Here is a 13,833-nt window from a genome sequence, read left to right as displayed (position 1 = left end):
GAGCACTACAGTTGAGCTATGGACAACGACATCGCCGCTTCCCGCCGTCAGCTCGACATGAATATCGCGCACCAGGCCGGTGAACTGATCTCTCACATGCTCGGTGACAAGCGGTCGGTCATCGACCCTACGACGGAAGTCTGGACCGCGGCCGGAGCGGACGAACTCCGGTCAAGGGTCCAGACAGATCCAAGCCCTGGCAGCGATATGTCTCAGTGGGATAAGTTGGGCATACAGCTCGCCGGTGCTTCGCGCCCAGTGGTGCTACTAGCTGCCGAACTCGTATTTCTCCGCGAACACCCATTGAATGGGATCCGTCCTTCGACCAGGCGGGAACATGTTGAGGATCTCCTCGCATTGTTGGATCCCCCGGCGGACATCCCCGAACCGATGTCCGAATGGTTGGCGCGCCCGTCTGAAACCGGTGGGTTCGAACCCAGCACCTACTATCTCAGCGCCATCAGTGACCACCTGTCTTGGGTAGCCGATTTCATCATCCATTGGAGCCAACTCTCCGAGGACGACCGCGCCGCCGCTCGGTCAGACCCGTGGCAGTTGCAGCAGGTGATGATCGACTCCGGTGACAACCGGACTGACATGCGGAACACGTTCCAGTTCCTCGCTCATCCGGAGGTTTTCGAGCCAATCCCGTCTGCTAACCAGAAGAAGCAGATTCGAAACGCATTTGCGGACCGAATCGACGGTGCCAGCGGAGATTCACCCGCCCACATTGACCGAGACCTTCTGGCGATCCGCGCTTTCCTGGCTAAGGAAATCGACGGGGAGTTCGACTTCTGGAGCGATGGCGTCAAGGAGAACTGGAAGCCCGCGCGAAATGTGGCCGCTTCAGACCAGTCTGCGGACGATCTGATGGAACCACGACCTCGGCGCTATTGGCTTTATGCGCCCGGCCGTCAGGCTTCAGAGTGGAATGAATTCCACTCAACCAAGATCATGGCCATCGGTTGGGATGACCTCGGAGACCTCGCCGCATACAGCAACCGAGATGAGATCCGACGTGCACTTGATGCCGACGGCACCGGGAGTTCTCTGAAGAACAGTGTCCTTGCGCTGTGGCAGTTCCAGAACGAGATCGAGATTGGAGACGTGGTCTACGTCAAGAGTGGACGACGTGAGGTTCTCGGGCGCGGCCAGGTCACTTCGGAGGCTCGATACGATCATGACCGCAGCGAATATCGACACATTCGTTCAGTGGACTGGACTCATAAAGGACAATGGGCGCTCACGCGAGACGCGCCTTTGAAGACCCTCACCGACATCACTTCACAGCATGACCTCATTGAACAGCTGGAAGCACTCATCGTCGGTGAGGACGAGCCGGACGCAAGCGAACAGCCAAAGGACATCCGCACCTACACCCGTGACGACTTCCTCAGAGACGTCTTCCTGCCTGAAGAGCGGTATTTAAGACTCAGGTCATTGCTGATTCGCAAAAAGAACGTCATTCTCGCTGGTCCTCCTGGGGTCGGAAAGACTTACGCTGCGAAACGACTTGCCTATTCTATGATCGGCGAGCAAGATCCCAGTAGGGTCCAGATCGTCCAATTCCATCAGAGCTATTCTTACGAGGACTTCTTGATGGGGTATCGCCCGAGAGAATCCGGCGGGTTCACCCTCACCGAAGGACCGTTCTACCGATTCTGCGAAGATGCCAGAGCCGACGATCCAACCCGCCCCTACTTCTTCATCATCGACGAGATCAATAGAGGCAACATTTCCAAGATCTTCGGGGAACTGCTGATGCTCATCGAGAGCGATAAACGTGGGACTGAGCTCAGGCTTCTCTATAAAGACGAGAGTTTCTCGGTCCCACCCAACGTTCACATCATTGGCATGATGAACACTGCCGATCGTAGTCTCGCTGTTCTCGACTATGCGTTGCGTCGCCGCTTCGGGTTCTTCGAAATTGCCCCTGGATTCCGAACTGAGGGGTTCGCTAGTCGCCAGAAGGCACTTGAAAGCCTGTCGTTCGACCGGCTGGTTGAGCGAGTCATTGAGCTCAATGCCGAAATCGCCTCTGATCCGGCGCTTGGCCACGGCTTCGCAATCGGTCACAGCTACTTGTCGATTCCTTCTGTGGTCGAACCAGGTGAGGAAGAGCTTGCAGGCTGGCTGCAGTCGGTTGTCGAAGATGAACTTGTTCCTCTGCTCGAAGAATACTGGTTCGACGAGCCGGCCAAGGCTGACCAGTGGGCTATCACCTTGAGAGCCTCGATCGAGTGAGAGACCGGTCCATCGTGATCCGCAACGTATACGTGATGATGGCGTACGCGTTCAGAGACATCCGCGCCAAGGGCCAAGACCGATTCGCCGGCGAGGACTTCGAGACCATCCATGATCTATTCGCCGAGATTCTCATTCGTGGTATCGGCTCCCAGGTCAAACAAGGTCTTCATCGTGACTACCGTCGTCGGTCGGAGGAACTCGCCACCGTCCGAGGCCGGATCGACCTCACTCGTACCTCAGCAGCACTGTCGATGGTTCGTGGACGCGTCGTTTGCGAATTCGACGAGTATGAGCTCGACACACTCCACAACCGGATCCTCAAATGCGTCATGATTCTCCTGATCCGCAAGGGTTCGGTTTCGAGGAAACGGCAGGACGCTCTTCGGCGACTATTGCCGTACTTCGACTCAGTCGAACTGGTTGCGACTGCGAGCATTCGGTGGAGTCAGTTGAGTTTCAATCGTTCCAGTGCCACCTATCGCATGCTCATGGGTACCTGCGAGCTTGTCATACGTGGACTCCTTCCAACTGAGGATTCGGGTGCGAATAGCCTCTCGACCTGGGTGACCGACGAGGCTATGAGCAGCCTGTATGAGCGCTTCCTCCGAGAATATTATCGACTTCACCATCCCGAGCTCTCGCCTACTGCGGCAAAGGTTCGATGGAATATAGACGGCGAGCACGCGTCAGGGGTGAACCAGCTGCCGGCGATGTTTACGGACATCACTCTGCGGCGAGGAGGTCGAACGGTCATCATTGATGCGAAGTACTATTCCGAATCTATGCAAGTCAGCCAGTACGGCAAGAGTTCAATCCGCTCGGCGCATATCTATCAGATCCTGGCGTACACGAGGAACGCAGATGTCGGTCAAAACGGATCAGTCAGCGGAATGTTGCTCTATGCAAAAACCGATGCTGAACTACAACCTGACCTCGATGTCACCATTCAAGGCAACCGAATAGCCGCGCGGACCTTGGACCTTAATCTGCCCTGGGACCTGCTTCATGCACAGCTTGAAGAGATCGCGACTTGGCTAGATTGATTCGTGTGAGGAATTGTTCTCTCGATAAGACAAGCCAGTTCAGACACTCGATTCGCTCTTCGCGTCCTTGTGTCAGAGGCCAGCTGTAGTGTCATCGACATCAAGTTTCCAAGAGAATGGATTGAAACATGACAGTCACCGAAGCTGAGATCAAAACGCTGGTCACGTACTGCGAGACCAACCTTGGTGATCCGACTGTTTGGACGACTCCCGACGGATATCCGAACAGCCTGGCGTTATGCATCATCGACTCGATCTATTCAACGGGTTCCCACTACTCGTCTGTAGTCAATGTGATCGAACGATACAAGGCTTCGGGCGGCGCGAACGACGGGGCCCAAGCACTCACCAGGTCTATTCAGAATGCAGGAGGCGCCCGTGAGTGGGCAACAACGATCGCGCATAACCTCAAGCCTGCGAATACTCGGCCTGGTGCTCAGCTGAAGGCTGAGATCATTGAGCAGGCGGCCGGACTCATGACCGGGCTCAAGATCGATACGGTCCCCGAATTGAGGTCGAAAGTGGAGGACAACCAACTGGACAATGACGTCATTCGCGAGTGGAAGCGCCTGCCCAGCCAAAGCTCGGGAGTCACCTATAACTACTTGCTCATTCTCGCGGGGATGCCTTCGGTCAAACCTGACCGCATGATCCTCCGATTCCTTGCGCACGCCCTCGGCGAAGAGACCGAGCTGGATGGCCAACGTGCAGTCGAACTGATCACTGAAACGGCCAAGACAATGAACGTCGACCCTCGGACACTTGACCATATTGCGTGGAGGGCAGCATCCGGGAGGGAACTCACCGACTGAATATGACAGATGGGGCAGTATTGTTGCTGTTCTTCGCATCGGCGCAGTGCAACCACCCGAAACTCAAAAAGGTGAGCACAGAGTCTAAGCAGCTGAGCCTACGGCGTCTTTGGAATCAGTTGCACACCGACGACCAAGGCCACGAATCCCTCCGCAATCATCGTCGAATTCGAGGACCGAAGTCAGCGGTGTTCCGGTGTCTCAAGCAGACGGCTCATCGTTAGCCCACAAACGACCAAAGGAGGTCTATTTTGCAATCGGACGAATCCGATGCTCTCTTCGAACGAGGCAGAGCGCTTGAGGCGAACGGTCGACGAGAAGAGGCAGAAGATTGTTGGCGCCCTATCGCCGAATCTCATATTGGCGGCGCGCTGGGTATGGCGTGGATCGCGATTCAAAGTGGTGACGATGAGCAAGAACTGTATTGGACAACTCGCGCCGCAGAACTGGGCAGCGTGGGTTCAATGCACAGCGTTGGCCGAATGCTGTCGAATGGCGGCAACACGACTGACGCTGAAAAGTGGTGGCTGAAGGCTGCCGACCAAGGGAACAACGACTCAATGTGCTCATTAGCCTTCATGTATAAGCGGTCCGGTCGTTTGGATGAGTACAACTATTGGATCGATAAGTCAGCCCACGCTCTACACCCATTTGCGATGTTCGCCTTAGGTATCAACAACGAGAACTCTGGTAATCTCAATGCCGCGCGCAAGTGGTTGGCGCGATCGTGGAAAGCGGGTTACAACCTAGCAGCTCGCCACCTCATGCGTATCGCTTACGCTCAAGGTGACGCCGCCTACGTTCAGCAGATCTCCGAGGCTCTCGCGAAGTCCGACACTACGATCTGAAACATGACTACTCAGATTGACGTCGCCTTTGACTTTCGCGATGACACGCCAGCCGGAAAGGACCCTGACCTCCTCAGCCCGACGCTGCGCGAGTATCACCGGGCTCTCTGGAGCAAGCAACTGCCATCGGGCCATACATTCATACTCACGAAGAGTGAACGTGTCTATCTACTTCACGAATCAAGTCTCGGAAGATTCCCGCTATCCAGTGACGCAATCACTACACAGCTGAAGGGCCGCGCTGCCAGAATCCTGAGGGAGATTCCGTCCGAATCGTTGCCGCCTGATCTCGGTTACACGATCGGCAGTTCGATCATCTTTCCTGGCAATCGCGTCGATGGGGCTGCCACAATCAACGGTGCTAGGGGATTTCACCCGCGCATCGCCGACCGCTTCGACCTCACTCTCGAATGCATCCGCCGGCACTATCGTGGTGAAGCGAGCCCCTTGTCAGCAGCGCTGCAGAGATACGCCGACTTCTTCGCACTGTTCTCAAGTTTCCCGGAGTACGTCGAGTTCTTCCTTCTCGATGACCTCTGGGACAGCCGAACTTCGCAGGTCAAGTTTCTTCATCATTTCGATGACTTCGCGGGGTGTCAAGCTGTTTGGAGTCACTCACGCTGCTTCAGCAGTGATTTCTTGGACTTCAACTAGGACTGGTTCGTGATTGATACCGACCACACCGGCCGGCTTCGGCACCTGCGGTGGCGCATGGAAACGCTCGGGATGCCTGGCGTAATACTCATCATTCGCCTTCACCCGGGCGTTCCACGCTTCTTCCCACGACCCGTCATGGACCTGATTCGGGGTGAACAACGCGATCCCTGAATGCCGGTGCTCCGTGTTGTACCAGACGACATAGGCATCGATGTGGGCTCTAGCCGCCTCGAGTGATTCAAACGTCTTCGGATAGTCCGGGCGATACTTCATCGTCCGAAACTCCGATTCCGAATACGGGTTGTCATTAGACACATACGGTCGGTTATGCGATAACTCCACCCCGTATGCCTCGAGTGCGTTCTTCAACGCATTCGACTTCATTGCCGCTCCCGAATCGGCATGCACAAACTCAGGCACACCGTGCTCGGCGATCGCGGCCTCAAACATCTCAACAGCCAAATCATCGACCTCGCGGGACTCGACCCGGTAACCGACGATCTTGCGGGAGAAGATATCGATGATCGAGTATGCCTTGTACGTCACCCGACTCCAGATCGACTCCACATCCGTGATGTCCCAACTCCACACCTGCCCCGGACGGGTAGCCACCAGCACAGGTGCTACTCGGGGCGTCCTCGTCTCACCCCGGGACGGGACCCGGGGCCGCTGCGACTGATCCACAATCGCCTCAGCAATACGCCACCATGTGCGCCTGGATGCCAACATCACACCCTCGTCCCACGCTGAAGCAAACGACGCATCCACTGACCGGCCCTGCAGCCAACCGGCCTGGATCCGCTCCGCAATGCTCTGCCGGTCGGCAGCACCGATCCGCGTCGAGTAGTCCCGCTGCTTCTGCTCTATCGGGTCAGATAGTCGGGGACGAGGATTGACCCGGTAGTGCCACACCGATCGGGCCAGGCCCACCAGCGCCAATGCCTTCCGCTGTGAGGACAGAACGTCAGTCAGTTCGATGACCAGGGAGTTCTCGATGGTCAGGAATTGCCCGGCTTCGGCGTCGTCGGGGTTACGTCGGGCTCTTGTGCGTTCCGATCGTGCAAGAGCCCGATAGCTTTTCCCAAGGCTTCGTTCGCTGCCTCGAGTTGAGCATTGCGTTCTTCGAGTTCGGCGATACGTTTGGCTTGGTTTTCTTCGATTGATGATTGCATCAGTTGCCTCGGGTTGTAGGGAACTTTGCCTGCCCGTGACCGTGGGATCAGGCCACGGTCGAGGTCACCGTTGAATGTCGCTAGTCGCCACTTCCTGAACTGGTGGCGGCTGAACTCTTGCTCCGCTAACCACAGGGATTTATACCCGTGTGGGATCTTCTCGTGTTGGTAGACGAAGTTTCGGATCTCTTCGACAGTGTATCCGGGGGTGATGGCCATGGTGCTCCGGTTCCTCTCTTATCCGGAGTGGCTCACAACCAGCCTGACACAGAGGGCTTCTCGACCCCGGCTGTCCCGAAGACTCCGAACAACCTAATCGACTATCTGCAGGCAAACAATGAGTTCATCGAAGCCCGCAACCGTCGGATCGCCCGGAGCCTGAAGTAGTGCCTATGCCTCCACACGCTCAACTTTCCCAACTAGGAACACGTACGACAGCACGCCGACGATCGTGACTGCAGCCATGTAGACGAAAGCTGGCGCAAAGTCGATGTCGGTGACGAGGAAACCGATGACGATCGGGGTGGCGATCGACGAGAGGTTGCCGATGAAGTTGAACATGCCTCCGGTCAGACCCAACAGCCTTTCCGGTGCTAGGGCAGAGACCAGCGACCAAGTGATCGAGGCAAAACCGTTGCCGAAGAAGGCGATCGACATAAACACGATGACCCATGCCGATGAGTCGGTGTAGTTCGCACCGAGCATGAACACGGTCATCGCCAGACCGATGATGATCGGCAGCTTCCGGGCCATTCCCAGTGACAAGCCTCGCTTGACCATAAGGTCTGAGACCGTGCCTGACAGCAGCACACCGACGAGAGCTGCAATGAACGGCAGTGACGCCATGAAGCCCGACTCGATGTAGTCCATACCGCGATAGTCGACGAGGTAAGTCGGGAACCAAGTAAGGAAGAACCACAGCGTCGACGTCAGACAGAACTGGCCGAGGTAGATGCCCCACAGCTTCCGCCTTGTCAACACGACCTTGACGTCGGACCATTTGAGCTTCGGTTTCGCTTCCTTCTTCACGCCGGTTTCGACGTCAACGAGTCCACCGCCCGAAGCGATGAGGTCGATTTCGGCCTGGTTGACGCCAGCCTTGTCGCGGGGCTCCCGGTAGACGAACCACCAGATCCCGGCCCAAATGATGCCGACTACACCGGTGAGGATGAACACCCAATGCCAAGTCAGCACTGTCTGCGGCCACGACAACACCGGGGTCAGCAGCGCGAGCCCGATGAACTGACCGGACGTGTAGAAAGCGATGACGCGGCCGCGTTCACGCTCTGGGAACCATGCGGTCGCGACCTTGTTGTTGATGGGGTAGGCGGGTGCTTCGAACCCGCCGACCATGAGTCGCAGGATGATGAGCGCGATGAAGCCTCCGGACATTCCCATGAACAAAGTGGCCAGCGACCACAGCACGAGGCAGGAGGCGTAGAGGACTCGCGGTCGGACTCGGTCGACGAGCCACCCACCGGGCAGCTGCATCGCAGCGTAGGTCCATCCGAATGCCGAGAGCAGAAGACCCTGCTGGCCCGTGGTGAGATCGAATTCCTGAGACAGTGCCGGCATCGCAATGGACAGGTTTGCCCGGTCCATGTAGTTGATGACGACGGTAACGAAGAGCAGAACCGCGATGATGTAGCGGATTCGGGTCGGTTTGGTGACCGTGAGGTTGTCGAGCTTCGTCATTCGTCTCTCCTCACCATTCCGCGAACGAGCCGTCAGCGTGACGCCAGATCGGGTTGCGCCACCTGTGGCCCTCAGCCGAGCGCTCGATGACATACTCTTCGTTGACTTCGATGCCCAAGCCCGGGCCGTCCGGGATCGTGATCATTCCGTCGTCGTAGTCGAAGACGGACGCATCGGTGACGTAGTCGAGCAGGTCGTTGCTCATGTTGTAGTGGATACCCAGGCTCTGCTCTTGGATGAACGCGTTGTAACTTCCGGCATCAACTTGGAGGCAAGCGGCAAGCGCAATCGGGCCCAGAGGGCAATGCAACGCGAGCGCCACGTCGTAGGCTTCGGCCATCATCGCGATCTTCCGCGTCTCAGTAATGCCACCAGCGTGAGAGACATCCGGCTGGATGATGTCTACGGCACCGGAGGCGATCACTTCGCGGAAGTCCCAGCGGGAGAACAGCCGCTCCCCCAGTGCGATCGGTGTGGGTGTATTCGCCATGACGTCGCGAAGCGAACCGAAGTGCTCGGACAGTACGGGTTCTTCGATGAACAGGAGCCGATATGGCTCGAGCTCCTTGATGGGGACCTTGGCCATCGGTTTGTGCACGCGGCCGTGAAAGTCGATGCCGATGCCGAAGTCAGCGCCCGTGGCCTCGCGGACCGCCTGGACGTTTTCGATGACCTGATCGACCTTGGTGTAGGAGTCGATGAACTGCAGCTCCTCGGTTGCGTTCATCTTCACGGCCGTGAAGCCGCGGTTCTTCGTCTCCAGCGCGGCTGCCGCCGTATCGCCGGGACGGTCACCGCCGATCCATGAGTAGGTGCGGATCCGGTCACGGACCTTTCCGCCGAGCAGCTGATGAACCGGCTGGCCGAGCGCCTTGCCCTTGATGTCCCACAGCGCCTGATCGATGCCGGAGATCGCGCTCATGAGAATCGGCCCGCCCCGGTAGAAGCCACCGCGGTACATGATCGTCCACAGGTCTTCGATGTTCGCGGGGTCCTTGCCGATGAGCAGGTCGGAAAGCTCATCGACGGCGGCGGCCACGGTGGCGGCCTTGCCCTCGATGATCGGCTCACCCCAACCGACGATCCCCTCGTCGGTTTCGATCTTGAGGAACAGCCACCTCGGCGGCACGGTAAACGTCGTCATCGACGTGATCTTCATTGTTTTTACCTTTCGTTCGGTGATCGTCGTTGATGTCAGAAGGATTGAGCCCACGCCGAGGCGATCGCCTGGGCCCGGGTGCGGACGTCGTCGGGGCGGTCGCCTCGGCGATAAAGGGAGGAGCCGAGGCCCAGGCCGGCTGCGCCAGCCTTTCGCCACTCGGCTGCATTGTCGGCGCCGACTCCCCCGACGGGGAATAGTTCGGTGCCGCTGGGAAGAACTTCGCGCCAAGCTTTCATTCCGCTGATCCCCATCGCCGAGGATGGGAAGAGCTTGACGTTGGTGGCGCCGGCTTTGACTGCGGCGAACGCTTCGGTCGGGGTCGCTGCACCTGGGTATGGGGTGAGCCCAAGCTCGAGTGCGGTCGTGATGACGTCGCGGTCGGTGTCGGGGGCGACGACGATGCGGGCACCGGCCTGTCGGCATTCGTGGACCTGGTCGGCGGTGAGCACCGTGCCGGCTCCGATCTCCACTGTGTCTCCGAATTTCTCAACCAGCGCGGAGATCGAGGCGAGCGGGTCGGGCGAGTTGAGTGGCACCTCGATGGCGGAGAAACCGGCGTCGACGATGCCTTCGGCGATGTCGAGGGCCTCGTCGGAGCGGACCCCGCGGAGGATGGCGATGAGCCCGGCGGGAACAGTGTCAGTCATGGGCGTTCTCCTTAGTCGGCACGAGGCCGGAGTGTTCAGCGATGCGGAAGAGTCCGGTGGCGGCCGCGCGTGGATCCGCGATGACTGTCTCCCGGCCCAGTCGGTTGAGTGCGCGTGAGTAGCGTTGGGTGAGGCTTGTCGATCCGCAGATGATGATGGGCTCCGCGGATTCCGTGTTCGGTGTCAGCTGGCTGGCCACCTCGGCGCCGATGAGCATTCCTGACAGGTAGTCGTTGACCTCATCGGCGAGCAGGCGCCCGTCGAGGGCCCAGGTCCGGGCGGAGAAGAGCGACGAGGTGAGGACGGCGGGGTCATCGGCTCCGATGCTTACTCCCCAGTCAAAGGCTTCGAGGTGAAAGTCTTCGGCAGGTTCGGCCAGGCGGGCGAGGATCGACGAGGTGCTCAGTAGGCCGAAGATCTCGCCACTCATCGACGTGGAGAAGTCGGTGATGCGAGTTCCTTCGCTGGTCACCCATTTTGAATGGGTACCGGGAAGGACCACCGTGCGCTGTTCTAAAGGTTCGGGAGTGAGCAGTCCGAGCAGCTGGGTCTCTTCACCTCGGATCACATCGGGAGCGTTCTTCTCGCTCGCGGTCTTTTGCAGGCCGGGGACGATGCGAAGGTCGACATTTTCGAGTTCGACCGTTGTGAGGTGCTTACCCAGAGTTGTCAGGTCGGTTGGCAGCTCAAGGTAGCCGGCCTCGGCGATTCCTTGGGTTGAGCCGATCATGCCGCTGGCCAGGACCGGGAGTGCACCAAAGTCCGCGAGCCAGTCACCGATGGTGGATTGCGCGATGCGGGAGAAGTCGCCTCGCAGGTCGGTGGAGTCGGGACCGACGGCCATGATGCCGTCCGGTCCGTTTCGTTCGGCGAAGATCTCTCCGCCGTTGCCGATGAGGAACGCTCGCAGTGAGCTTGTCCCCCAGTCGAGGCCGATCATCTGTGGGGCCTCGGGTGGTGCCAGTTGTGCCATAGAAGTCACTATGGTCACTGTGTTCATCATGTGCTATCCGTGTCCCTATATGTGGGATCGATGACATACTGGTGGAATGACCGAGAACCTTGACAGACGTTCGAGTGAACCCATCCCCCAGGGCACGCAGACCCTGGCCAGGGGACTGCAGATTATCAGCGCGGTGGCGCGCGGCTCGACGACGTTAAAGGCCGTGGTCGATACGACGGGTCTCGGCAGGTCGAGTGCGCACCGCATGATTCAGCTGTTGGTGCAGATGGGCTATCTGCGTCATGGGTCGCCTGGGGAATTTCGGCTGGGACCCACTCTCATCGAGTATGGGTTTACCGCTCTCAACCAAGACCCGCTGCCGGTGGTCGCCAGAGAAAGTCTCGAGGCTCTGGCCCAACGGACGCAGGACACCATCCATCTCTCGGTCGAAGATGGCGAGTCGGTGCTTTATCTCCACAAGATTCCGGGCACGCGTGGGGCGGAGATGCGATCGCGCATCGGCCACCGGATGCCCTTGACTCGGACCGGCGTCGGGAAAGCGCTGCTGCTGGGCCAGGAGAATCGGTGGGAACGGCTCTTTGTCGCGGAGAATCCTGAGGCAGATTCATCGGCTGTGAAGTCATTCGTCAAACGGATGAACGGCTATACGCACGATGGAGCCTCGTTCGACCTGGAAGAGAATGAACCAGGCATACGGTGCGTAGCTGCACCAATTCGGGACGGAAGCGGGGAGGTCGTCGCCGGCATTTCGCTGTCAGCCACTCGTCCGTTCATGCCGAAGGACCGGATGCAGGCTCTGGTGCCGGTGATGAAGGCTGCTGCACGGGAGATTTCGGTGAAGTTGGGGTATCGGCAGGGGTGACAGCACAAGTGCTCCACTTGGAAATTCTACGAGGCAGATCAGTTGCTGCCCGCCGCGGATATTGGACAGCACAACGCAGACATTGACCGCTACGCGCCCCCGGATAGCGGGAATCGCCAAGACAAACAGCAGCCGACTCAGCAATAGTGTTTTACAACACGACCATCGTCAAGTAGAGTGAAAATCTGTAGGGCAAGAATCTTAGACCTCCTACTAGTGGTCGGATTCTGTCCTTTTTTCATTCCTCTGTCCTTGTCCGACCCTGTGGAGGTCCGACAAGGAGGTCATCATGGAGGTTGCAGTACGTGGAGTCGGCGATGTTGCCGACTATATCGATGCAAGGCCCGGAATTCGCGGCCGTGCGGGAATCATCTGGTGGTTGCTTCTGGGCGGGCTGTTCCTCGAGGCACTCGCCAATTCGGCGATGAGCGCTGGATTGGGACCGATGACGGAAGACCTGAGTCTCAGCGCGGGTGAGGTGGCATTGCTGACCTCGCTGTCGTCATGGGTCGCGTTGCTCTTCAACCCGATCGGCGGTGCCATCGCGGATCGCATCGGCCGCGTTCCGCCACTTATCGCGGCCAAGGTTCTCGCCGTCCTCGGAGCCCTTCTCGCCTGCACCGCCACCGGTGTATTCCAGGTGGCTTTCGGCCGCGTGTTCGTGGGTATGGCATACGGAATCGACTTCGCAATCGCCATGGCCATGTTGGCGGAATTCACCCCCAGACGCTATGCGGCACGGCTCAACACTTGGCAGGGCATCTGGTACACAGCAGTGTCGCTCAATCTGGTGCTTGCCATCGTCTTCTACCAGCTCGGCACCGGTGACTCCATCTGGCGTTATCTGTTGGGCGTGTGCGGAATCGTGGCATTGGCACTGCTCATCCTGCAGTCGTACTTCCTCGTCGAATCTCCCACCTGGCAAGCCCGCAAGGGCCGTCTCGTCGGCGCGGCCAAGTCGATGTCGCGAATCTATCGCGAGAAGTTCATCACCGAGGAGCCGCCTGAAGGGCAGGCGCAGGGCCCGGCCCCAGCCAATAAGGGTGTGAAGAACCTCGGACTGATCTTCCGCGGCACGTACCTTCCTCGCACGGTGCTGGCGTCCACTGTTCAGCTGGTCCAATCGATCCAATACTTCGGCGTGGGCTGGTACCTCCCGATCATCGCTGTGGCGCTGTTCGGATCCGACTTCGTCTTCAACACGGTCGGGTCGCTGGTATTCAATGTCTTCGGCATCATCGGCGGTTTCGCCTCTGCCTGGCTGTCGACCAAAATTGGTCAGCGCATCGCCTCGAAGTGGGGCTTCCTGATCGTCTTCGTCGTGCTGGTGGTCTTCGGTCTCGCCTACGACCGGCTTCCACTGTGGTTGGGCTTCATGTTGCCGTCGCTGTTCATCCTGTGTCACTCCGTCGGCCCGGCTGCGAACGGGAAGAGTCTGTCCTCCCTGTCCTTCCGATCCGAACTGCGTGCCACGGCCAATGGCTTCATCGGTGCGATCGGCGCCTTCGGCGCGGCTCTCGGGCTGCTGATCTTCCCGCTGCTCAAGGAGTCCGTCGGGCTCGGCCCGACGTTCCTCATCGTTGCGCTCTTCCCGCTTGCCGCTTTCATCGTCTGCACCGTCATCCGCTGGGAGCCGACTCGCGCCGAGGTGAATGTGGACGAGGAGACCGACGCACCGCAGTTCACTTCACAGCCGCAACAGGCACCACAGCACTAAACCGCAA

13 protein-coding genes are annotated in these 13,833 nt (G+C 58.7%); 7 read left to right on the top strand and 6 right to left on the bottom strand.

The genetic code is table 11. From position 1 onward, the window contains the following. Nucleotides 1-18: 18 nt before the first annotated feature. From ACU4IU_RS16195 to ACU4IU_RS16175, 5 genes are all read left to right on the top strand, one after another. A complete protein-coding gene (locus ACU4IU_RS16195) occupies nt 19-2,244 on the top strand; it encodes an McrB family protein (RefSeq protein WP_446657309.1) in 2,226 nt (741 codons plus the stop codon). Nucleotides 2,245-2,258: 14 nt separating this feature from the next. After that, complete coding sequence (mcrC, locus tag ACU4IU_RS16190; protein WP_446657308.1) at nt 2,259-3,290, top strand: 5-methylcytosine-specific restriction endonuclease system specificity protein McrC; 1,032 nt, start codon at nt 2,259-2,261, stop codon at nt 3,288-3,290. A gap of 128 nt (nt 3,291-3,418) precedes the next feature. Then, the gene (locus ACU4IU_RS16185; protein ID WP_446657307.1) at nt 3,419-4,102 is read left to right on the top strand and encodes a hypothetical protein; all 684 of its coding nucleotides are present in this window, start codon (nt 3,419-3,421) and stop codon (nt 4,100-4,102) included. A 251-nt stretch (nt 4,103-4,353) separates the two neighbouring features. Continuing rightward, nucleotides 4,354-4,950, top strand: a complete 597-nt coding sequence (locus ACU4IU_RS16180) for a tetratricopeptide repeat protein (RefSeq protein WP_446657306.1) — start codon at nt 4,354-4,356, stop codon at nt 4,948-4,950. A 3-nt stretch (nt 4,951-4,953) separates the two neighbouring features. Continuing rightward, nucleotides 4,954-5,604, top strand: coding sequence for a DUF6994 family protein (locus ACU4IU_RS16175; RefSeq protein ID WP_446657305.1), 651 nt, complete (start codon nt 4,954-4,956; stop codon nt 5,602-5,604). Here the strand turns inward: ACU4IU_RS16175 and ACU4IU_RS16170 are convergent. The 6 genes from ACU4IU_RS16170 to ACU4IU_RS16145 form a co-directional block, all read right to left on the bottom strand. After that, nucleotides 5,566-6,537, bottom strand: coding sequence for a transposase (locus ACU4IU_RS16170; RefSeq protein WP_446657587.1), 972 nt, complete (start codon nt 6,535-6,537; stop codon nt 5,566-5,568). The two genes, ACU4IU_RS16175 and ACU4IU_RS16170, sit on opposite strands and share 39 nt — an antisense overlap. A gap of 68 nt (nt 6,538-6,605) precedes the next feature. Beyond that, nucleotides 6,606-6,998 carry a hypothetical protein gene (locus ACU4IU_RS16165; RefSeq protein ID WP_181272604.1) on the bottom strand — a complete coding sequence of 131 codons (393 nt, stop codon included), beginning with the start codon at nt 6,996-6,998 and terminating at the stop codon, nt 6,606-6,608. A gap of 171 nt (nt 6,999-7,169) precedes the next feature. Beyond that, nucleotides 7,170-8,474, bottom strand: a complete 1,305-nt coding sequence (locus tag ACU4IU_RS16160; RefSeq protein WP_446657304.1) for an MFS transporter — start codon at nt 8,472-8,474, stop codon at nt 7,170-7,172. Between the two features lie 10 nt (nt 8,475-8,484). Beyond that, entirely contained in the window at nt 8,485-9,687 is a 1,203-nt protein-coding gene (gene dgoD, locus ACU4IU_RS16155; RefSeq protein WP_446657303.1) for a galactonate dehydratase, read from the bottom strand. Beyond that, a complete protein-coding gene (locus tag ACU4IU_RS16150; RefSeq protein WP_446657302.1) occupies nt 9,669-10,283 on the bottom strand; it encodes a 2-dehydro-3-deoxy-6-phosphogalactonate aldolase in 615 nt (204 codons plus the stop codon). Before ACU4IU_RS16150 ends, dgoD begins: the two co-directional genes overlap by 19 nt. Then, nucleotides 10,276-11,256 carry a 2-dehydro-3-deoxygalactonokinase gene (locus ACU4IU_RS16145; RefSeq protein ID WP_446657301.1) on the bottom strand — a complete coding sequence of 327 codons (981 nt, stop codon included), beginning with the start codon at nt 11,254-11,256 and terminating at the stop codon, nt 10,276-10,278. Before ACU4IU_RS16145 ends, ACU4IU_RS16150 begins: the two co-directional genes overlap by 8 nt. A gap of 76 nt (nt 11,257-11,332) precedes the next feature. Between ACU4IU_RS16145 and ACU4IU_RS16140 the strand changes: the two genes are divergently transcribed. After that, nucleotides 11,333-12,109: an IclR family transcriptional regulator gene (locus ACU4IU_RS16140; RefSeq protein WP_446657300.1), complete on the top strand. Its 777-nt coding sequence runs from the start codon at nt 11,333-11,335 to the stop codon at nt 12,107-12,109. A gap of 289 nt (nt 12,110-12,398) precedes the next feature. Then, nucleotides 12,399-13,826, top strand: a complete 1,428-nt coding sequence (locus ACU4IU_RS16135; protein WP_446657299.1) for an MFS transporter — start codon at nt 12,399-12,401, stop codon at nt 13,824-13,826. Nucleotides 13,827-13,833: the final 7 nt, after the last annotated feature.

The sequence above is a fragment of the Brevibacterium sp. CSND-B09 genome, from assembly GCF_052906525.1.
The sequence above is the reverse complement of the archived record's forward strand: the minus strand, read 5'-3'. Positions and strand labels throughout refer to the sequence as shown.